The following is a 22,121-nucleotide window of genomic DNA, read 5'->3' as shown; positions in this document are numbered from 1 at the left end:
TTTATTTATAAAATTTAATAAAATCTCTCTCTTTCTGCTTCATCAGCATTCTTAATGTTTCTTCAACAAAATTGTTTCTTTCATTTTGTGTTTTGAAAATCCAAACACACACAGAATCACAACTATGATAGATTGCTTTTATTCATCATAAATTTTACATACATAATTAGGGATATTCACTTTAATATAAATCATAAAAAAATTAAGACTTAAAAATAGAAATTTTTGTGAAAATAAAATATGTAACTGCAAACAATAATAATATTATCACCTCAAGGTTTATTAAATAAATAGGCCACTCACCAATAATTAATGGATTATCAACTTTTGGTGGTTCGTTAACATACATGTAATTGGATTTCAAATATGAATTTAAAGGAATAAAAATAGCCGTGAGAATATTTAAGAAAACTAAAGCTCTTAACCATGATAACTTTCGCAGTTCAAAATTTAAATAATAATAAAGATATAGAGGTATAAGTATTATTAATCCGTGACTTAAATAATAAACTATATATTGTGAAAAGCTCCCGTCATAATCATTTAATTGAGGAGTTAGTAATGCAACAGCACCTCCTATAATACCTGTGTAAAAATTAAATTCGAATAAATTTTTATTTTTAGGCATGAATAAAATAAAACAACATATAACACCATTTATACTGCATAAGTGTAATGGAAGATGTTCTTTGACATCCCAAAGATCATAAATTAAGAGGTATGAAGCGTGAAAAATAGTAATCAACAATAGAAAGACGCTAAGTGATTTTGCAATTATCAGGTTTTGATTTTTATTAAAAAACTTACCTGCAAATAAAAAAAGTGAAGCTAAAAAAAATATTATAACTAAATTTCTAATCCACTCGATAGATAAAAATTCTATGGTATAATCCATCTACTAAATATAATCAATGAATGATAAATGCAATTTCATCTACTCACTAATTAGTAATTGACTTAAGATTGGAAATTGTGTCCAATGGACTAATTGATTTAAAAATAAAACTTCCAGCAACTAAGACATCAGCACCAGCTTTGATTAATTCTTTGGCATTTTGATCTGTTACTCCACCATCAATTTCAATAATAGCACTAGATTTCTTTAATTCAATTAGTTTCTTTAATTCACTTATTTTTGCAAATGTATTTTTAATGAATTTTTGACCACCAAAACCAGGATTAACACTCATAATACAGACTAAATCAATTTCATCAATAATTGAATCTAAAACATTAACAGGTGTGTGAGGATTTAAAGCAACTCCTGCTTTCATTCCATTATTTTTAATTTCTTGAATAGATCTATGAAGGTGATTACAAACTTCGAAGTGAACCGTTAATATTTCTGCATTAAGGTCAGAAAATGTTTTAATATATCTATCGGGATCAACAATCATTAGGTGAACATCAAGTGGTTTTGTAGCATATTTATTTATTGATGCTAGCACAGGCATTCCGAAAGAAATATTAGGAACAAATACGCCATCCATTATATCAATATGAAACCAATCAGCATTACTTTTATTAATCATCTTACAGTCTTTTTCTAGGTTACCAAAATCTGCTGCAAGAATTGAAGGAGCGATGAGATATTTCATATAATACTTTTACCCAAGATAAGTTTTTAATATTTTACTTCTAGAAGTATGTTTTAAACGCCTTATAGCCTTTTCTTTAATTTGTCTAACTCTTTCCCTTGTTAAATCAAAAGTTTCTCCTATTTCTTCTAATGTCATGGCATGCTGATTTCCTAGACCAAAATATAACCTAACAACATCAGCTTCTCTGGGAGTTAATGTTTCAAGAGCGCGTTCAATTTCTGTGCGTAAGGATTCTTGAAGAAGAGTTTTATCAGGATTAGGAGATTCACCAATATTTAAAACATCATATAAATTTGAATCTTCACCTTCTACAAGAGGAGCATCCATTGAAACATGACGTCCTGAGTTTTTTAATGACTCTTTAACATCATTAATAGTCATATCTAACTCTTTTGCGATTTCTTCTGGAGAAGGTTGGCGTTCGTGAGCCTGCTCTAAAAAAGCATAAGTCTTATTAATCTTATTTATAGAGCCAATTTTATTTAAGGGAAGTCTAACTATTCTTGATTGTTCTGCAAGAGCCTGAAGAATTGATTGACGTATCCACCAAACAGCATAAGAAATAAATTTAAAACCTCTAGTTTCATCAAATCTCTGAGCCGCTTTTATTAAACCTAGATTACCTTCATTAATAAGATCTGGAAGTGTTAATCCTTGATTTTGATATTGCTTGGCAACCGAAACTACAAAACGTAAATTAGCTTTAGTTAATTTTTCTAATGCAAGTTGATCTCCAGCTTTTATTCTTTGCGCTAATTCAACTTCTTCCTCAGCTGTAATTAAGTCTACTTTACCAATTTCTTGCAGATACTTATCCAAAGAAGCTGTTTCTCTATTTGTAACCTGTTTTGTAATTTTTAATTGTCTCATTTTATAATTTGGATTATACCTCTTATACGTAATTATTTTACAAAGGTTTCATTATTTAAAAAAAAACCTCCAGTTAAGGAGGTTTTTTTAATTGAGATAAAAAAAGTTTTACTAATCTTTTCTTTGTGGTCTATCTAATAGAGCCTTTCTGGAAACTTTTTCTTTTCTAGTTCTAGGGTCAACACCAAAATATTTAACTTCTAAAACGTCTCCAATTTTAAGAACGTCACTAACATCTTCGGTTCTCTCCCATGCTATTTCACTAACATGAAGTAAAACTTCGTTGCCAGGCGCTTCATTATATTCTACAACAGCACCAAAATCTAGAATTTTAATAACTTTAACTTCGTAAGTGTCTCCTTTTACTGGTTTGAATAGTAAGGAATCTATTTTTGTTAATACGGTTTCGATTCCTTCTTGTCCAGTTCCAAGTATTTCAATAACACCTTCTTCAGTTACAGGATCTTCATTAATCACTATTGTACAGCCTGTTACTTTTTGAAGTTCTTGAATTACTTTTCCTCCAGGGCCAATAAATGGACCAATAAATTCATTAGGAATTCTTCTAGTCACCATTTTTGGCGAATGTGATTTAACATCTATATTCGGCTTTTCAATAGTTTCAGATATTTTATCTAAAATATGAAGCCTTCCATTTCTAGCTTGCTTCAATGCTTTTACTAATATCTCATATGAAAGTCCTTTAATTTTAATATCCATTTGACATGCAGTTATTCCTTCAGAAGTACCAGTAACTTTAAAATCCATATCACCAAGATGATCTTCATCACCTAAAATATCAGACAGTACTGCATGACGATCTCCGTCAGAAATAAGTCCCATTGCAATACCTGAAACAGGTCTTGTGATTTGAACCCCTGCATCCATCAATGCCATAGTTCCTGCACATACAGTTGCCATAGATGATGATCCATTTGATTCTAAAACTTCAGATACTACACGAACAGTGTAAGGACAATCAGCAGGAATCATGCCTTTTAAACCACGTTGAGCCAAGTTTCCATGCCCAACTTCTCTACGCGAGGTTCCCCTTAAGGGACGGGCTTCACCTGTGCAAAATGGAGGGAAGTTATAATGTAAATAGAAATTTTCTTCACCTTCAAAAGAAGGCATATCAATTTTATTTGAATCTCTTGATGTTCCAAGTGTTACTGTAGCTAATGCTTGAGTTTCTCCACGAGTAAAGATTGAAGAGCCATGTGTAGACGGCAGGTAATCCACCTCACACCAAATCGGTCTAATTTCATCTGTTTTACGCCCATCTAAACGAACTCCTTCACTTAATGTTAATTCACGTATCGCTTCTTTTTCAGACTTTCTGTAGTATCCTCCAACAAGATGGCCAAATTCTCCCATTTCTTCTTCAGAGAAAGACGCTTTAACCTCTTCCTTGATATCAGAGAATGCAGCGCTACGTTCTGCTTTAGAAGTCCCCTTCTTAGCAATAGCGTAACATTTGTCATAAACCATATCATGAACACGCTTTTCAAGGTCTTCATTGGTTTGAGCAGTGTCATATTCTCTAACTTCTTTTCTTCCAAAAGCTTCTGCTAATCGTAATTGAGCAGCAACTTGTACTTTAATTGCTTCGTGAGCAAACTTTATAGCATCTGCCATTTCTTCTTCAGAAATTTCATCCATTTGACCTTCAACCATCATTACTGAATCTGCAGAAGCACCAATCATCATATCAAGATCAGATTCTGCTAATTGTGCACGGCTTGGGTTGATAACGAATTCACCATTTACACGAGCTACTCGAGCTTCAGAAATAGCACATTCGAAAGGAAAGTCACTTAATTGAATAGCTGCAGAAGCTGCAAGACCAGCTAAAGCATCTGGCATTACATCTTCATCATGAGACATCAATTGAATCATTACTTGTGTTTCTGCGTGATAATCTTTTGGAAATAATGGACGTAGTACACGATCGACTAAACGCATAGTTAATACTTCACCATCACTAGGACGTGCTTCTCTTTTAAAAAAACCACCTGGATAGCGACCTGCTGCCGCAAATTTTTCCCGATAATCTACTGTTAAGGGCAAAAAGTCTAAATCAGTTTGTTTGTAGTTTGATACAACTGTACATAACAACATGGTTTTTCCCATTTGTACGACAACTGATCCATGGGCTTGCTTTGCGAGCTTACCCGTTTCTATAGAAATTATTCTGCCATCAGGGAGTTTAATTTCTTCTTTAAATATTTTTGGTTTCATTTTTCAAGGTTTTAATTAAGCGTTGTGTGTCGTGCAACCAATGAAAAACTAAGGTATTTCCCTTGTTATAAGTTTAGGGCTATTTTCTTATACCTAATTCTTTTATTAAAGAACGATATCTTTCGATATCTTTAAATTTCAAATAATCTAGAAGACTTCTTCTTTTTCCTACTAAACCAACTAGTGATCTTTCAGTGTTAAAATCTTTTCTATTATTTTTCAAATGTTCCGATAAATGGTTTATTCGATGGGAGAAGAGCGCGATTTGACCTTCTGTAGACCCAGTGTTAGATTTAGATTTTCCATATTTGGTAAAAATCTCTTCTTTTATTTCTTTTGATAAATACATGCCAATATTATTTTAAATGATTTTTATGTACGCGTTATTTTGGTTTGCAAATATAATTATTTTTAATAATTAGATCTTTAAATCTCAAATTATTCTCTAATTTTTTGATTAAGTATTAAGTCAATGTATTTGTTCACCTCTTCTTTTAGCTTACTTCTATGAACTATAAAGTCTAAAAACCCTTTTTCTTTAAGAAATTCACTTGTTTGAAATCCTTCTGGAAGATCTTTACCTGTTGTGTCTTTTACTACTCTTGGCCCAGCAAAAGCAATTAAAGCTTTGGGTTCAGCAATATTTATGTCCCCCAGCATTGCAAAAGAGGCAGTTGTGCCTCCAGTAGTTGGATCTGTACATAAAGAGATAAAAGGCAACTTAGCCTCTGCTAAATGAGCTAGTTTAGCAGATGTTTTAGCCATTTGCATGAGAGAAGTGGCAGACTCCATCATTCTAGCTCCGCCAGATTTAGAAATCACCAATAAAGGAAGTGAATTTTCGATGCAGTAGTCAGTAGCTCTTGCAATTTTCTCCCCCACTACAGAGCCCATTGAACCTCCAATAAATGCAAAATCCATACATGATATTACTAGCTCTTTTCCCTTTGACATTCCAACTGCAGTTCGAATAGCATCGTTAAGATTAGTTTTTTTTTGGGCTTGCTTTATTCGTTCTTTATATTTTTTATTATCAATGAAGTTTAAAAAATCTATTGGCTTTAGATTAACGTCTAATTCAGTGAATTCATTTTTATCAAAAAGAATTTCAAAATACTCCTTACTTCCAATGTGGACATGGTAATCGTCTTCGGGACTAACATAAAAGTTTTCGGCTAATTGTTGTGTTTCAACAATTTTTCCTGACGGAGTCTTGTACCATAAACCCTTAGGAATATCCTTTTTTTCTTCGGTTTTAGTAAGGATTCCTTTTTCGCTTCTCTTAAACCAGCTCATAAAATTTTATATTTAATCTAATGTATTAACATTATTTAAATCTTCAAAGGCTTTTTTTAAACGATTAATGAATGTTTCTTCACCCATTCTCAGCCATTTTCGAGGATCATAATATTTTTTATTAGGTTGATCTGCTCCATCTGGATTTCCTATTTGGGAACTGAGATATTCATACTTGTCATTCATATAATCTCTAATTCCTTCTGTAAAAGCATACTGTAAATCAGTATCAATATTCATCTTAACTACACCATAACCAATAGATTCTTTAATTTGATGTTCAGATGAACCTGAACCTCCATGAAAGACAAAGTCTACAGTATTAATTGGAAGATTATATTTTTTAGATATGTATTCTTGAGAATTTTTTAAAATTTTAGGAGTTAATTTAACATTTCCAGGTTTATAAACTCCATGAACGTTTCCAAAAGCAGCAGCAATTGTGAATTGAGGACTTACTTTGCTTAATTCTTTATAAGCATAAGAAACTTCCTCAGGTTGAGTATAGAGTTTTGAAACATCTACGTCACTATTATCAACTCCATCCTCTTCTCCACCAGTAATTCCTAATTCTATTTCAAGAGTCATACCCAAAGGCTTCATCCTTTTTAAATATGACTTACATATTTTGATATTTTCTTCTATTGGTTCTTCAGATAAATCTATCATATGGGAACTGAATAGTGAATGTCCATTTTTATTAAAATAATCTTCACTCGCATCAAGAAGCCCATCAATCCAAGGTAAAAGCTTTTTAGAACAATGATCAGTGTGCAAAATCACATATGCACCATATGATTTCGCTAATTCATGTATATGTTTTGCGCCTGCAACGGCTCCTGCAATAGCAGCTTTTTGATTTGTATTAGTAAGACCTTTCCCTGCATTAAAACATGCCCCTCCATTTGAAAATTGAATAATTATTGGGCTATTTATATTAGCAGAAGTTTCTAAAACAGCATTTATTGAATTTGATCCAATAACATTAACTGCTGGAATTGCAAATTTTTTGAGCTTAGCCAGCTTAAATACTTTTTGAACATTTGTTCCAGTGACAACTCCAGGACGAAAAGGTAAACTCATTATTTTTTTTGGTAAAATTAAAAATTTAAATTAGAAAGGATAGTTAATTCCAATATTAAATACCGCCTGCTTCAATGAAAACTCACTAAGCCACCTATTTTGCTTTTCAAGGGAAGGGTTATATGTTTTAAATGCGGTATCAAATCGAAAAACAAAAAAATCAAGATCATATCGAATCCCAAAACCTGAACCAACTGCAATTTCACTTAAATCAGAAATTTTTTCAAAACTTGCATCAGAATCCTTTATGTTATCTGCGATATTCCAAATATTACCTGCGTCAATAAACAGAGCTCCTTTCAATGGCCCTATAAGAGGAAAGCGATATTCTAAATTGGTCGAAATTTTCAGGTTAGCCTCATTGAATTCATTATTATTACTACCTGTTCCAGGTCCAAGTTTATAAGCTTTCCATGCTCTATTGTCGTTTGCTCCACCAGCAAAATATGATCTTGAGAAAGGTATACTTAACGAGCTTCCTGTGGGTAAAGCTATTCCTCCAAAAAATCTAAATGCTAAAATACGATCCCTTCCTGTTTGATAATGTTTGACGTAGTCTAATTCAGTTTTTATATATTGAGATGGAGATACTCCGTTAATAGCATATTCTCCTTTATTATTTTTTTCAGAAGAGAACTCTAATAGTTTATTCAAAACATTTCCTACCCATTCAATTTTCCATTTTAATTGATAAAAATTTTCATCGATTAAACTTTTTTGACTATTTGTGTTGAAACTTAATGAAGAGCCTAGGATTAGATTATTTACTGTAAGACGTTGTTGACGCTCACTTATGCTACTTACTCTGTCTAATTCAGCCTGAGTTTCTAGCTGTAAATTACCATTTTGAACATTTTCAATAAATGAATTTGATCCTTCAGGGATAGCTAAGTTTCCGTCACTTCCCATGAATTGACTAGTATTAGAGTTGTTTTTTGCAATTGTATTTAACCTGTCATATGAGTTTCTATAAACATTAAAATAATTTTCAACATTTTTATTATTTACAAACTCCAAATCAATAAGCTTAAAACTAATTTTTCTTGATTTTTTTGGACTCCATTGATATTCAAAGCTACTTCCAAAATATTGTTTATCTAGTCCAATGTTCTCCTGTAAAGTAGTCCCAAATGTTAGCTGAGTAATAGGATCCATTTCTCTAGGTATAAATTTTTCTAATGATATAGGTAAGGGTGATACTATTTTAGGAAATTTAATTTTAATATCTGCTCCCAGTTCAAATAAATTAAAAAATCGATCACTTGCGACTGCTGAATTTCTTGATGCTCCAAGAGTACTTTTAATCCTAAAATCTAGAATTTCTGTACCTTTAAATAGATTTCTTATCCCATTAGTAATTCCTAATCCCATTCCTACATCTTGAATATTAGAATGAGAAATATCCAAATCCATTCCCAACGAAAATCGTTCTTTAGGAATTAAAAAAACAGATGCAATTAATGTACTGTCCGAATTTGGCTCATATGTTATACTTGGGTATTTAAAATTCCCCAAAGAGTTGAAGTATCCATAAGTGGATGTCCTATCATTATCACTATATAGCTCGCCTTTTTTAATAAAAATAGGATCAGTAATAGCTTTATTTCTATATTTTAATTTCTCTTTTGAATTAATTATAAATCCTTTATAATAGGATTTATAATTATAGTTCAAATCATTATTGGCTAATGATTCAATAAAAATATTAATTTCATCAATTTTAAATTTTTTATATGGTATTGTTTTAAGAGTGTCATTTATTCTTTTTTGAATTGAATTTATTTCTAAAACAACATTAATCCTCTTGTCTATTCCACTACTATCTATTTTTGCTAGAAACTGTACACTGTTTTGTTGAAAATTATACACACCATTATTTCTAAATAACTTTATTAATCTATCTCTTTCTTTTTCAATCCTTTCTATGCTAAATGAGCTTCCCGATTTTATAAAACTTTGATCAATATTAAATAAAAACATATCTTTTAGTTCATTTGATTTTATTTCTTCTACATAATCTTCAATAATATAGACCTCTTTGAGATTAACCTTATATTTTATTTCTTGATTTTTAGGCTTTAATTCAGTTATTTCAAAATTTGTTTCTACATCAAAATATCCAAGGTTTTTATAAAATTGATTAAGTCTACTAATGTTCTTCTTAATTAGTAAACTATCAACAATTCTAGGTTCTTCTCCATTATTTTTCATCCATGTATTTAATCTTACAAAATACTTTTCTAACTGATAGACTTGTTTGGGGGATAATAATGAGTTTAATTTTTCTTTTCTGTTTGACTTTTTGTTTAGCCATTTCTCAAAATATTCTTTGGGTAATTCTTTTGACAACTGATTTAATTGTAGCTTAAGAGGTATGCCTAAAAAATAAGTATTTGGTTTGGGTGAAATTAATTCTTTTACCGCGGCGTTACGTTTTTCTTCTCCATCAATATAAAGCCTGTTTTCATACAGAAGGTTGGTTCCTTCTTTTAAAAACTTTTCAGTACTACAACCCATAATTAGTAGTAAAATGAAAAGTATATTATGTAGTTTTGGTTTTAAACAGTTCAAACTAATTTAATTTATAACCAAAAGTACATTTTTTGAATGGTTACAAAAAGTCTGATTAATCAAATACAAAACCTGAAGCAAAAGAAATTTCGCCAAAAGACTGGACTTTTTGTTGCTGAAGGCGAAAAACTAATTCAAGAATTATTAGAAGCTAATTTTAAATACTCAAAACTCTTAACTACCGAAAACAACACAAGCTTTCCTGCAGATTTTATTTTAAAAAATGATATGCAAAAATTGACTCATTTTAAGAGTGCAAGTAATTTTTTAGGAATTTTTAATAAACCACAATATTTATATGATTTTAATAAAGAATCTGATTCTGTTATAGTTTTAGACGCAATATCTGATCCTGGAAACCTTGGAACTATAATAAGAACATGTGACTGGTATGGAATTTCAGATTTGATTTGTAGTAAGGATACTGTTGATTGTTTTAATTCCAAAGTTGTTCAATCATCTATGGGTTCGATTTCAAGAGTTAGATGTCATTATATAGATTTACTTCCATTTTTAAAAAAATCTAAACTAGAGATATTTGGAGCAAGTTTAAAGGGGGGTGCTATATATGATTTAAATTTGAATAAAAAATCAATTTTTGTTTTTGGTAACGAGTCTAACGGAATTTCATCCGAAGTAAATAAATTTATTAACAATCTAATTACAATACCAAAAAACAAACAAAGCTTAAAGATTGATAGTTTAAATGTTGCTTTATCTGTTGGAATTGTTCTAAGTGAGAGGTATAGGCAAATAAACTAATTATTCAAATGTAAAGTTTATAACAAAGCCTCTAGAAAACATATTTTTTAAATTACTGGTCCATGGACTAAAAACATCATAATCTTGAATTAATTCATTTTGCATTGAAAAAATACCTCTAATAGAAGGTGAAAATTTAAAATAGTATAAATAGAAATCAAAACCCAAACCTAACTCATAATTTAAATTTTTTGAAACTGTTCTAAAGACATTGCTTGAATTATCATCTGTGTTTTTTGAATTACTAGATAAATCATAATCTGCAGAAATACCAAAAGTTAAATATGGTTTAAAGTTATTTATTCTTTTTGCGCTCATCTTTATTAATAGAGGAATATGAATATAAGTAGATTTAATTTCCCTTATAAGATCATTTTCAGATGTAAATATTGGAATATCGGGATATGTTAAATTACGTTGAGAGTATACAAGTCCCGGCTCTACTCTTAGATTAAAAAACTTATTTATTCTGAGGTCTCCAATTAGACCAACATTAAAACCAGTCATTGACTCTACCTGAATATCTGGATACTTATTGACTCTGTAATAATCTTTTATATATTGAAATTTATAATCATATGAATTAACACCTACATAATATCCATAGTGAAGAAATTTTTCATCAAAATTTGGAAGATTGATTATCCTTTCTCTTACAGAAGGATATTGAGCGTTAACTTTAAATATTAATAGTGATAATATTAAAAAATAATATGTTTTATGGTTTATACTCACTTTGTGTTTAAATAGCTTTTAAAGTTTGTCTTTAAATGTATAAACCTCTTTTTTAATGAAATATTGTTGAAATATAATAAGGTTTATTAATTAGATTACTTTTTGGATATAAAATTTAATCGTTTTAATTGCATTTTTACTTTTAACCTATATCTAATTTTATGAATTTGTATATTTGTATAAAGTTTTTTGTTACAAAAATATGAAAATAGTTATTGCTGGTGCTGGAGAGGTTGGATTTCATCTAGCCAAATTACTCTCATTTGAATCTCTAGATATAACACTCTTAGATATTGATAAAGACCGTTTACACTATGCTGAAAGTCATTTAGATATAAGAACAATTAGAGGTAGCTGCGTTTCTATAGCTTTATTAACAGAGGCGCGAGTAGGTAAGGCTGATTTGTTTATAGCTGTGACTTCAGAAGAAACAACAAATATAACAGTAGCTGCTCTATCTAAACAACTAGGTTGTAAAAGAACAATTGCAAGAATTTCTACTCTTGAATTTTTAAAGAAAAATGATGCGGTTAACTTTAATAGTTTAGGTGTTGATGAACTTATTTCCCCTGAAGCATTAGCTGCAGAAGAAATAATGCAATTACTTGACCAATCTGCTTTTAGTAATAGCTATGAATTTGAGAAAGGTGAGTTAACTTTAATAGGAACTAGTCTAGGAGATGATGCTCTTATTGTTGGAAAATCAGTAAAAGAATCTGCAAATATTTTTCCTGATTTGCATTTTATGCCGATTGCTTTGCAAAGAAAGGGAACACAGCTCACTATGATCCCAAGAGGAGATACTTTGTTTGAGGCTGGTGATACTACTTTTTTTATTACACTAAAACAGGGTGTAGATGAGCTTTATAAATTAACTGGAAAAGAAAAGAAGTCTATTAAAAATGTTATGATACTCGGAGGTGGAAAAATTGGAAGAGGTACTGCAAATGCTCTATGTAATAAAAAGTTTAATGTGACTTTAATTGAACAGAAAAAGAATAAAGCATTAGACATTGCTGAATCTCATCCTGAAGCTCTAGTAGTTCATGGAGATGGAAGAAGTGTGGAGCTTCTTAATGAGGAGTCTATAGATGAAATGGATGCATTCATTGCTGTGACTGAAAATTCAGAGACTAATATAATGTCATGTTTAATGGCGAATTCTAAAAATGTTTCGAAAACAATAGCTTTAGTTGAGAATATGGATTATTTTTCACTTTCTCAATCTATAGGGATTGACACATTGATTAATAAGAAACTTTTAACGGCAAACACAATTTTTAGATACATAAGAAAAGGAGAAGTTGTTGATATGACTACTCTTAATAATCTTAATGCTGAAATTCTAGAGTTTATTGTAAAACCAGAATCTAAAGTAACAGGATATAAAATAAAAGATTTGAATTTTCCTAGAACTGCAACTATTGGTGGAGTAGTAAAGTCTGGGGTAGGTAAAATTGTGCTAGGAAATTATGTTATAGAATCAGGGGACAGAGTTTTAGTATGTTGCTTGCATCGTTCAATAAAAAAAGTGGAAAGTTTATTTTCTTAATAATGAATAGAATTAATTATCAAATAATAATCTATTTAATGGGAGTTTTACTTCTTTTTAATGGAGGATTTATGTTTTTATCTGCTTTGGTAAGTTTAATTTTTAAAGATGGAGTTACCCTAGAGATTTTTTCAGCTGGATCTAGTGTTTTTATTTTTGGATTAATATTAATGTTCATCACTAAAAATCATGAAAAACAAATTCAAAAAAGAGAGGGCTATATAATAGTTGCTTTAGGCTGGGTCTTGATGATTTTTTCAGGAATGTTGCCTTATTTATTAACTGAAACAATTCCTCAAATTTCTTTTGCTTTTTTTGAAACAACTTCTGGATATACTGCCACAGGATCCACAATTCTTAATGACATTGAAAGCCTTCCTAAGAGTATAATTTTTTGGAGGAGTACCACTCATTGGATAGGAGGTATGGGGATAATTGTTTTAACAATAGCCATATTGCCTCTATTGGGTGTAGGAGGAATGCAACTCTTTAGCGCAGAAGCCCCAGGCCCTACTGGAGATAAACTGCATCCAAGAATAACAGACACAGCTAAAAGGCTATGGTATATATATGTCGGATTTACTTTAACGGAAACATTATTACTGAATATTGCTGGAATGAGCTTTTTTGATGCTATTAATAACTCTATGAGCACAATTGCAACTGGAGGCTTTTCTACTAAAAATGCTAGTATAGCATATTGGAATTATAATCCAATGATTCAATATATAATAATATTTTTCATGTTTATTTCTGGTACAAATTTTGTTTTGAGTTATTTTGTTTTTACTGGAAAAATTCAAAAAATAATAAAGAATGAAGAGTTTAAAACTTATTTTACTTTTATTTTAATTTCAGTTATTATTGTAGCTTTTATTGTATTTAACAATGTAGACTTATCAAAATCAAATTTTGAACATCCTCAAGTTTATGGTAAATTAGAGAGCACTATTAGACATTCTCTTTTTCAAGTTGTTGCTGTTATTACAACAACAGGATTTGTTTCAGGAAATTTTGCTGGTTGGACTCCCTTTTTAACAATGTTTTTCTTTGGACTTATGTTTGTTGGTGGATCAGCAGGTTCAACTTCTGGAGGAATTAAAATTGTTAGACATTTATTAATGATTAAAAGTGGATTTTTAGAATTTAAAAGGTTTCTACATCCAAGTGCAATAGTAAGATCTCGCTTTAATGGATCAATAGTAGATCAAAATATTATTTATAATATTTCAGGTTTTTTTATTTTATATATGCTGTCGTTTGCATTAGGCGCTTTGGTTTTCAGTGCTTTGGGGTTAAATTATGAATCCGCTTTTGGAGTGTCAGCCGCTAGTCTAGGTAACGTAGGTCCAGCAATTGGAGATTTCGGACCTTCATCTAACTACGCTCTCCTCCCTGACATTGGTAAATGGTGGGCTTCATTTCTTATGTTGCTAGGAAGATTAGAATTATTTACTGTGTTAATTTTGTTTACGCCATTCTTCTGGAGAAGTCGTTAATAGTTGTATTTATCTTTCCAAAGATTTTTTAAATAATCACGTAGTGTCTTTTCTTTAGGATTATGCCCTGGAATGTAAAAGCTTGTATTTGTTAGTTCTTTTGGCAAATATTCTTGAGAAATAAAATTATTAGAATAATCATGGGTATAATCATAGTCCTTCCCATGCTTTAATTCTTTTAAAAGTTTAGTAGGTGCATTTCGAAGATGAAGAGGTACAGAAAGGTTTCCTGTTTTTTGAACAATTTCTTGGGCTTTATTTATTGCTTTGTAGCTACTATTACTTTTCACCGAACTTGCAAGATAAATAACACATTGACTTAGTATAATTCTTGCCTCTGGAAGACCTATTATGTTTATTGAGTCAAAAGTTGATTTAGCAATTAACAAAGCATTAGGATTTGCATTACCAATATCTTCAGATGCAAGAATAATTAGTCTCCTACCTATAAACTTAACATCTTCTCCTGCTTCAATCATTCTAGCTAACCAGTATATTGCTGCATTTGGATCACTTCCTCTTATAGATTTTATAAATGCTGATACTATATCGTAGTGTAAGTCTCCTGATTTATCAAACATTAACATGTTTGTTTGGACAACATCCATTACTTTTTTATTGGTAACTTCAATTTTATTTGAATTATTATCCATCACATTTATAACTAAATCTAAAATTGATAATAATTTCCTAGCATCTCCCCCTGAAAGTCTTAATAGAGCATCGTCTTCTGTGATTATAATATCTTTTTTTGAAAGGACTAAGTCTTCTAAGATTGTTCTATTAATAATTTCACGAAGAGCTTTTATTGGTAGGGGTTCTAATATGAAAACTTGACACCTTGATAATAATGCATTTATAACTTCAAAGCTTGGGTTTTCTGTTGTTGCACCGATTAAAGTTATAATGCCTTTTTCCACTGCTCCAAGAAGTGCATCCTGTTGAGATTTACTAAATCGATGTATTTCATCAATAAAAAGTATAGGATTTTTTTTTGTAAATAATCCGCCCCTGTTTTTAGATTTCTCAATAATCTCTCTAATATCCTTAACCCCTGCATTTATTGCAGAAATTTGATAAAAAGGTCTTTCCTGAATTTTTGATAATAACTCAGCCAAAGTTGTTTTCCCTGTGCCTGGGGGCCCCCATAATATCATCGAAGGAATTAATCCACTTTCTATTATGTTCCTAAGTGTACCTCGGGGTCCAAGTAATTTTTCTTGTCCAACATAATCCTTTAATGAGCGTGGACGCATTCTTTCTGCTAAAGGAATATTGTTCATTTAGAAGCCAATTGCTGTCTTATTTTTTCATATAATACAATTCCACAAGCAACAGATACATTTAAAGAATCTACTCCCTTTTCCATGGGAAGTTTAATAGAGGAGTCACATATTTTTAAAAGACTACTTTGAATTCCTTTATCTTCTGATCCCATTATTACAGCAGCTGATTTTTCAATTTTTAAATTAAATAAGTTTTCATTTGATTTCTCACTCACAGCAATTATTTGAGTTTTATAAGATTTTAAAAGATAAACTGCATCTTTTAAGTGATTTACCCTTGAAATGGGAACTTTAAATGCCCCTCCTGCTGATGTTTTTATTGTGTCATCATTTATTGGAGCACTTCCTGTTTGAGGTATGATTAACCCATTTACTCCCGTTGCTGCACAAGATCTTAGGATTGCCCCAACATTTCTAGCATCTGTAATTCCATCAAGTAATATGAAAGTTGGAGAATCATTATTTTTAAATGCACTTTCTATTAATTCTTCAACTTCAATAAATTCAATTTTAGATATGGTAGCAATTGCCCCTTGATGATTTTTATTTTTAAACCTTTCAAGTCTTTCTTTTGGCACGTACGAATGAGGTATGTTATTTTGCCGTAATGATTGTTCAAGTCTTTGGAATAGTGATCCTCTGTTACCTTTAAGCAGCCATACCTTTTCTATATTAGTCTCTGATTCTATAGCCTCAAGTATTGCATGAATACCATATATCTCAATTTTATCTTCCATACAATAAAAATACTTTATTTTTTTTATTCAATGTTTTTGTAAAAAAAAAAGGAGATCAAATGATCTCCTTTTTTTTAGTATTGAATTTGTCAATTACGGACAAACACTTAATACTTTAACTCCTGCACCAGGGTTAGTCTCTGATATTGCAGTTTGGTCACCACCACCATTATTAAATGAAATAGTGTAAGTAACTTCACTATCCCAATCACCACTTACGAAGGCGAATGACATCGTAGAAGCACTTGCAGGTATTGTTATTGTTTGAGTTCCAGTAGCACCAGTTGGAAGACCAACAGTTTGTGCAACACCATCAACTGTAACAGTTATTGATGCTCCATTCCAACCATCACCCCATGAATCAATCATATTAATAGTATAGTCTCCAGCTACAGCACCTACAGGAATACATTTTATAGTCATATTATAGATATAAGGTGACTTAAAATATGATCCAGTTAGTGAACTTGCTGCATCAGTGTTAGTATAGCTACGTCCATCAGTTAAATTTAACTGTAAACGAATATTAACCACATCTCCACCAGTATACTGAGTACTTGATAATCCTAAAGCACTGATAGATTCTCCAAGAGTTACTGTTAACTGATGTCTAGGAAGTCCATTGACACCAACAGCAAAATCAGTAGGCGTTAATGTCCTTAGTAAAACTTCACCTGCACCGTTAAGTGCAACATAAACTTCAACACTTTGCATTAAAGCACCATTCTTTACATCATGCTCTTCAATTTCAACTGTAAATACTGATGTAGTAGGCGCAAAGAAATTGTAGTCTCCCGTAGGGTTCCAACCTCTTAATACCGCCCCTGTAACGTAGTTATCAAGAACGTCGTTAATTGTTGTTTCAGGTTCTTGACAAGAAACTGTTATCAACAATAAACTAAATAGAGTTATTATTTTTTTCATATCTGTTTATTATTTAAGATTAAAACTTTGTGTATTCCAAAATACTTTTCCAGTCAAATTACCCTTTTGGGCTGCATTTGAATTTCTGGTAGCATAATTATTAGGATACCACATTGAATTTGGGAATGAACCTGGATTAGGCTCAATATTTGGCTGTACATCAGTTGGGAAACCTGTACGTCTGTATGCATTGTATGCATCTGTACCGTTTCCAAATAATGAAATCCAATATTGCTTAGCCCACATGTTCCCTTTTTCTGAAGTACTTGCATTAGTCCATACTGAAGCAAATGAAGTAGTGTAGCCATCAACAGCAGTACTAGACATAGCAGGTGATCCTGCGAATCCAGAAACTTTTGCCATTGAAGCAGCTATTCCAGCTAAAACTGAAGTAGTTCCAGCAGCTGTTCCAACACCAGCAACTTCAGCATCCATAAAATGCATCCATGAAGAAAGCATAATTGGTGTTACACCAGCACCTCCAGCACCAGCTCCATTTTTCTGTGAAGCATATGAACGATCGTCAAACTTTCCTCCAGCAGGATAACTACCGTGAAGTGTTCTCTGGAATCCATCTGGTGGGATACCGTTATCATTTCCATGATCACGTCCCCAATAACCTCCACCTGGCGAGCAGAATACTATTCCTGCTGGGTAAGGGTTAAAGTAACCTTCAAGTCCACATTCTAAAACTTCTTCATTAGCTGCGTATCCATCAAAACCAGGAACACCTTCAACTTGACGATAGAAGTAATAAAAAACTCTAGGGTCTGCAATTCCTCCTACACCAGCTTTCATCGTATCCATATACCAGTTTGCCATATAAGAACCTCCACCTGTTGGGGTATAGCTACTTCTGTAGTTTGGATGACGCGTGTCAGGCTGTGCAGCGTTAGTTCCCCATTGGAATTGGAAATCTTGAGATCCATCTTTAATATAGTTACTAATTGCACCATATGCAGATGTGTTACCCATATTCAAGTATGCCTTTTTCTTAAGACTATTTGCAGCTGTTATCCATTTAGCTCCGTCTCCTTTGTAGTAGAAGTCATTTTCAGGCGCTCCCCCACCAGTAGTAAAGTGAGCAATTGCAGCATCTAATTTAGAGATTGCATGAGCATATACATCAGCTCCAGCAGATGCAGTTGGATTTAATATACCCTCAGCAGCATTTAATGCGTCAACTTGGGGTACATCTCCAAAATAATCTACTAGTGTCAAATATATGTATGCTTCCATTACCTCTCCCATACCTAATGCATATGGTCGATTTTCAGCTAAAAGATTCATAAGTCTGATGTCTTCAAGCATACCTTGATATGCTGATTGCCATCGACCATCGAATGAATTAGGTGAATATACGTTGTCATAGTTTCTCCCACTCATGTAAGTTATACGAGTTAGATTACTACCAACACTACCGAATGAGTGTGCCCATCCAGCAAAGTCTTCTTGAATTCCATTCAAGAAAAAGTCTGCACTTGCCTGGCTAGGATCTAACGCGTTAGGGTTCACCGTAAGTTCCAAGTCTGCGGTCTCACATGAACTTAACACAAGAAGAGTACCGAGGCACATTGCGAAAAATTTATTAATTGATTTCATAATTCTATTGTTTTTCATTATTTAAAAAGTAAGTTTTAAACTAGCTCCAAATCTCTTTGCGCTTGGACCATTCAAATAGTCAAATCCACGTCCGTTACCTACTCCTGTTCCCGCGATATTCGGGTCAAAGTTTACAAATTCTGGAGTGTTATAAGCATCATACCAAAGGTTGTAACCTGCAGCAGTTATACTTATTCCACCAAATGGTGTTGCATCTATAATTGCTTGTGGCATATCATAAGTAAGAGACACCTCACCTAAACGCCATACACTACCATCATAAACTTGAAGTTCATCTGGACCATACAATACATTACTAAAGTAGAATGTAGAGTTGTTGATCTGTTTCGTATTTACTTCACCAGCAGAATTTACACCAGGTAAAATATATGAAAGCTCACGATCTAATGTATCATTTGTTAGACCACGACCAAGCATTGTTGCTACCGTCATCGAGTAAATATCTCCACCATTTACATGGTTAATTAAAAAGTTAAACGATAAATTTCCTACTTTAAGACTGTTACTTATGTTAAGTAAGAAGTTAGGGTTAGCATCACCAATGATGTTAGTACCGTAAGTAGTATCATAACTACCTTGGTTATTAACTATTCTACCACCAGCATCATTTCTTGTGATTGCAGATCCAACAATAGAACCTAAAGATTCACCAACTCTCGCAACATTTCCTAGATTACTAAATCCAGAATAAACTATTTCATCTGTATCAAGACCAAGATCCATTACAATTGATTCGTTTGCTGAATAGTTAAGAAAAGCACTCCAACTTATATCTTGTCCTCTAATTATATCAAGTCCAAGATCTAATTCAATACCTTTATTTGAAATTTCACCAATATTTGTTTGAGTAGCAGTGTAACCTGTAGATGGGTCAAGTGGACGTCTTATAATTAAATCGTTTGTCTTTTTGTCATATACAGAGAAATCTACACTTAATCTACTATCAAGGAATCTACCTTCAATACCAAACTCAATCTCACTAATAGTCTCTGGTTTTAAATTAGGGTTACCTAAAAGGGATCCAGAAGTATTTGTGATCACTTGTCCACCAGAATCAGTTAAGAAATCTTGAGTGTCAAGATTTAAAGTTGCAGCAATTGGATATCCAAATGGGAAGTTAGCGGAAGTACCGTAACTAGCACGAACCTTCAATAGGTTTATCAAATCACTTTTAATAAATGGAAAAGCAGAAGTTGGAAGGAAGGATACACTTGCAGATGGATAAACGATTGAACGATTTTCCATTGAAAGGTTAGATACTTCATCCTTACGAGCTGATACTGTTAAGTATGCAAAACGATTATAATCAAAAGAAGCTTGTCCATAAAGACCTTTAATGTTTCTTCTTTCGAAATATTGAAGTTCATCTTGTTGTTCGTAATTGAAATGACGAAGTACTCCGTAAACTTGTTGACCAATTGATCTAGTTCCGTTTCTGTCGTATGTGTCACCACGAGTTGTATAACCAACAGTGAAGTCCATTCCAAGCGGACCTGCCTTATAGCTACCTGCTATAGATAAGTTATGGTCATTGATACTTTTTCTGTTATTCCAAGTTTCATAGATACCATTTTGGTTGATTAAACTACCTGTCTTACCACCTTTGTTAGCGTAATTAACGTTATTCTCAGAATAAACATCAATTCCATAACGGTATGATGCACTAAGATTATCGCTTAGGTTATAAGAAATATTTGCTCCACCAAATACACGATCAACTAACTGAGTGTTTGCCGCGTTTTTGACAGTCCAATTTGGATTCTGAATACCATTGTTATTACGATAGTATAAAGAACCTTGAGTAACAGGGTTAGTGTCAGGAAGACCAACTAAGTCTACAGAACGTGGAGTATAAAATACATTTGCAAATACAGAAGCACCTTCACCACCTACGTTAGATCCATATCCAGCAGCAACTGGAGGAGATTTAAAGTTTGTGTTTGTATAGTTTAATGTTCCGTTAATTACAAATCCATTAGATAAATTAGCACGACCTCCAAAACTTAAAGTATTTCTTCTTAAAGAGTTTTCAGGAGTAAATCCTAGGTCTTCAAGATTACCATAGTTAATGTTATATGAAATAGATCCATCATCACTTGCTCCACGCATGTTCATGTTTGTAGAGGCAGTGTGACCAGTCTGAAAGAAGCCACCAACACTATCGTATGGTTGCCACTTGTATTCAGAGGTTTGATTAAGACCAATAAGTTCAAGAATATCATATGTTCCAGTAGCGCTACTTTGAGTTACGTATGGGTGTTTTAAATAACCTTTAGTAACATTTTGTCCAGCATTTGGTCCAATAAGCGAAGAAGCCCATGTTCCAGATCCATTAATTGAACTTTGTCCACCCCATCCTGCAGGACCACCTTCATCGAAGCTAGGACCCCAGTTAGAGAAGAACCATCCAAATGATTGATCAAAACCATTACCATATTGCATTTGGTAATCTGGCTGAGATGCGAGTTCTACATTAAAATAAGAGGTGTTAATAGTTATTTCGGTTTTCTTAGCAGCACCTGAACCAGCAGTACTTCCTGATTTAGTTGTGATTAAGATTACTCCGTTACGACCTTGAGTACCATAAAGGTTAGAAGCCGCAAGACCTTTTAATACACTAACAGTCTCAATGTTGTTTGGGTCAATGTCTAAGAATCGTGAAGATCCACTGTTTCCATCAACAAAACTACCTTGAGCATTAGTATCACTTGAAAAAGGAATACCATCAACTATAAATAGAGGTTGGTTACCTTGGCTAAACGTGTTAAATCCACGAATAACTATACTTGTTCCAGATCCAGAGACACCAGAAGCATTAGTGATTTGTACACCAGATGCTTTACCAGCAAGGACACGTCCTATATCTCCTTCAGAGCGTTGCTCTAGTTGATCTTGATCAACTTTCGAAACAGCATACCCTAAGGCTTGCTTCTCACGCTTAATACCAAGAGAAGTTACGATAACTTCTTCTAATTCATTGCCTTGGGCTAACGATACGTTAATTTGATCGTCGGCACCTACCGTTATTGCTGAAGTTTCATATCCAACAAAACTAAATTCAAGAACATTGCCTTCAGCTATTTCAATGGAATAATTCCCGTCAAAATCGGTAGAAACACCGTTGCTAGTACCTTGCTCAAGAACTGTAGCTCCTGGGAGCGGCATACCTTGGTCATCAGAGACCACACCGGTAATAGTTTTTTGCGCAAACGCAACTTGCGTCATTATCAAAGTAACCATTATCAGTCTTAATAAGCTTTTCATACTTTAAAGTTTGATTAATTAATATTTATTTTCAATTAAAAATTGGCTATAAATATAGACTAAATGTTAAGAAAAAC

The 22,121-nt window shown here is 32.4% G+C and carries 17 protein-coding genes; 3 read left to right on the top strand and 14 right to left on the bottom strand.

The genetic code is table 11. From position 1 onward, the window contains the following. Positions 1 to 202: 202 nt before the first annotated feature. The 8 genes from AC34EU_RS01200 to tamL form a co-directional block, all read right to left on the bottom strand. Positions 203 to 895 (bottom strand): TMEM164-related integral membrane acyltransferase, encoded by a 693-nt coding sequence (locus tag AC34EU_RS01200; protein ID WP_487533199.1) that lies wholly within the window; start codon positions 893 to 895, stop codon positions 203 to 205. Positions 896 to 941: 46 nt separating this feature from the next. Next, complete coding sequence (gene rpe, locus AC34EU_RS01195) at positions 942 to 1,598, bottom strand: ribulose-phosphate 3-epimerase (RefSeq protein WP_487533200.1); 657 nt, start codon at positions 1,596 to 1,598, stop codon at positions 942 to 944. 9 nt (positions 1,599 to 1,607) lie between these two features. Beyond that, positions 1,608 to 2,471 (bottom strand): sigma-70 family RNA polymerase sigma factor, encoded by an 864-nt coding sequence (locus AC34EU_RS01190; RefSeq protein WP_487533201.1) that lies wholly within the window; start codon positions 2,469 to 2,471, stop codon positions 1,608 to 1,610. Between the two features lie 111 nt (positions 2,472 to 2,582). Continuing rightward, positions 2,583 to 4,712: a polyribonucleotide nucleotidyltransferase gene (locus AC34EU_RS01185; protein WP_487533202.1), complete on the bottom strand. Its 2,130-nt coding sequence runs from the start codon at positions 4,710 to 4,712 to the stop codon at positions 2,583 to 2,585. A gap of 79 nt (positions 4,713 to 4,791) precedes the next feature. Beyond that, a complete protein-coding gene (gene rpsO / locus AC34EU_RS01180; RefSeq protein ID WP_487533203.1) occupies positions 4,792 to 5,061 on the bottom strand; it encodes a 30S ribosomal protein S15 in 270 nt (89 codons plus the stop codon). Between the two features lie 89 nt (positions 5,062 to 5,150). Beyond that, the gene (gene accD / locus AC34EU_RS01175) at positions 5,151 to 6,008 is read right to left on the bottom strand and encodes an acetyl-CoA carboxylase, carboxyltransferase subunit beta (protein ID WP_487533204.1); all 858 of its coding nucleotides are present in this window, start codon (positions 6,006 to 6,008) and stop codon (positions 5,151 to 5,153) included. A 12-nt stretch (positions 6,009 to 6,020) separates the two neighbouring features. Then, complete coding sequence (gene fbaA, locus AC34EU_RS01170) at positions 6,021 to 7,091, bottom strand: class II fructose-bisphosphate aldolase (protein ID WP_487533205.1); 1,071 nt, start codon at positions 7,089 to 7,091, stop codon at positions 6,021 to 6,023. A 30-nt stretch (positions 7,092 to 7,121) separates the two neighbouring features. Further along, on the bottom strand, positions 7,122 to 9,662 hold the full coding sequence (gene tamL, locus AC34EU_RS01165; protein ID WP_487533207.1) for a translocation and assembly module lipoprotein TamL: 2,541 nt from the start codon (positions 9,660 to 9,662) through the stop codon (positions 7,122 to 7,124). 36 nt (positions 9,663 to 9,698) lie between these two features. On the opposite strand from tamL, the gene AC34EU_RS01160 reads away from it, so the two are divergent. Further along, positions 9,699 to 10,424, top strand: a complete 726-nt coding sequence (locus tag AC34EU_RS01160) for a TrmH family RNA methyltransferase (protein ID WP_487533209.1) — start codon at positions 9,699 to 9,701, stop codon at positions 10,422 to 10,424. Here AC34EU_RS01160 and porT read toward each other — a convergent pair whose 3' ends face one another. After that, the gene (gene porT / locus AC34EU_RS01155) at positions 10,425 to 11,159 is read right to left on the bottom strand and encodes a type IX secretion/gliding motility protein PorT/SprT (protein WP_487533211.1); all 735 of its coding nucleotides are present in this window, start codon (positions 11,157 to 11,159) and stop codon (positions 10,425 to 10,427) included. A gap of 202 nt (positions 11,160 to 11,361) precedes the next feature. Between porT and trkA the strand changes: the two genes are divergently transcribed. Together trkA and AC34EU_RS01145 are read left to right on the top strand one after the other, a co-directional pair. Continuing rightward, positions 11,362 to 12,711 carry a Trk system potassium transporter TrkA gene (gene trkA / locus AC34EU_RS01150; protein ID WP_487533212.1) on the top strand — a complete coding sequence of 450 codons (1,350 nt, stop codon included), beginning with the start codon at positions 11,362 to 11,364 and terminating at the stop codon, positions 12,709 to 12,711. Between the two features lie 2 nt (positions 12,712 to 12,713). Continuing rightward, complete coding sequence (locus tag AC34EU_RS01145) at positions 12,714 to 14,210, top strand: TrkH family potassium uptake protein (protein WP_487533213.1); 1,497 nt, start codon at positions 12,714 to 12,716, stop codon at positions 14,208 to 14,210. Here AC34EU_RS01145 and AC34EU_RS01140 read toward each other — a convergent pair. The 5 genes from AC34EU_RS01140 to AC34EU_RS01120 all read right to left on the bottom strand — a co-directional run bounded on the left by AC34EU_RS01140 (position 14,207) and on the right by AC34EU_RS01120 (position 22,044). Beyond that, positions 14,207 to 15,493 carry a replication-associated recombination protein A gene (locus AC34EU_RS01140; RefSeq protein ID WP_487533214.1) on the bottom strand — a complete coding sequence of 429 codons (1,287 nt, stop codon included), beginning with the start codon at positions 15,491 to 15,493 and terminating at the stop codon, positions 14,207 to 14,209. The genes AC34EU_RS01145 and AC34EU_RS01140 overlap by 4 nt on opposite strands. Continuing rightward, complete coding sequence (gene rlmB, locus AC34EU_RS01135; protein ID WP_487533215.1) at positions 15,490 to 16,233, bottom strand: 23S rRNA (guanosine(2251)-2'-O)-methyltransferase RlmB; 744 nt, start codon at positions 16,231 to 16,233, stop codon at positions 15,490 to 15,492. Before rlmB ends, AC34EU_RS01140 begins: the two co-directional genes overlap by 4 nt. 93 nt (positions 16,234 to 16,326) lie before the next feature. Beyond that, on the bottom strand, positions 16,327 to 17,157 hold the full coding sequence (locus AC34EU_RS01130; protein WP_487533217.1) for a hypothetical protein: 831 nt from the start codon (positions 17,155 to 17,157) through the stop codon (positions 16,327 to 16,329). A gap of 9 nt (positions 17,158 to 17,166) precedes the next feature. Next, complete coding sequence (locus tag AC34EU_RS01125; RefSeq protein WP_487533218.1) at positions 17,167 to 18,759, bottom strand: SusD/RagB family nutrient-binding outer membrane lipoprotein; 1,593 nt, start codon at positions 18,757 to 18,759, stop codon at positions 17,167 to 17,169. A 21-nt stretch (positions 18,760 to 18,780) separates the two neighbouring features. Then, the gene (locus AC34EU_RS01120; RefSeq protein ID WP_487533220.1) at positions 18,781 to 22,044 is read right to left on the bottom strand and encodes a SusC/RagA family TonB-linked outer membrane protein; all 3,264 of its coding nucleotides are present in this window, start codon (positions 22,042 to 22,044) and stop codon (positions 18,781 to 18,783) included. Positions 22,045 to 22,121: the final 77 nt, after the last annotated feature.

It is taken from the genome of Candidatus Marivariicella framensis (assembly GCF_982709265.1).
The sequence above is the reverse complement of the archived record's forward strand: the minus strand, read 5'-3'. Positions and strand labels throughout refer to the sequence as shown.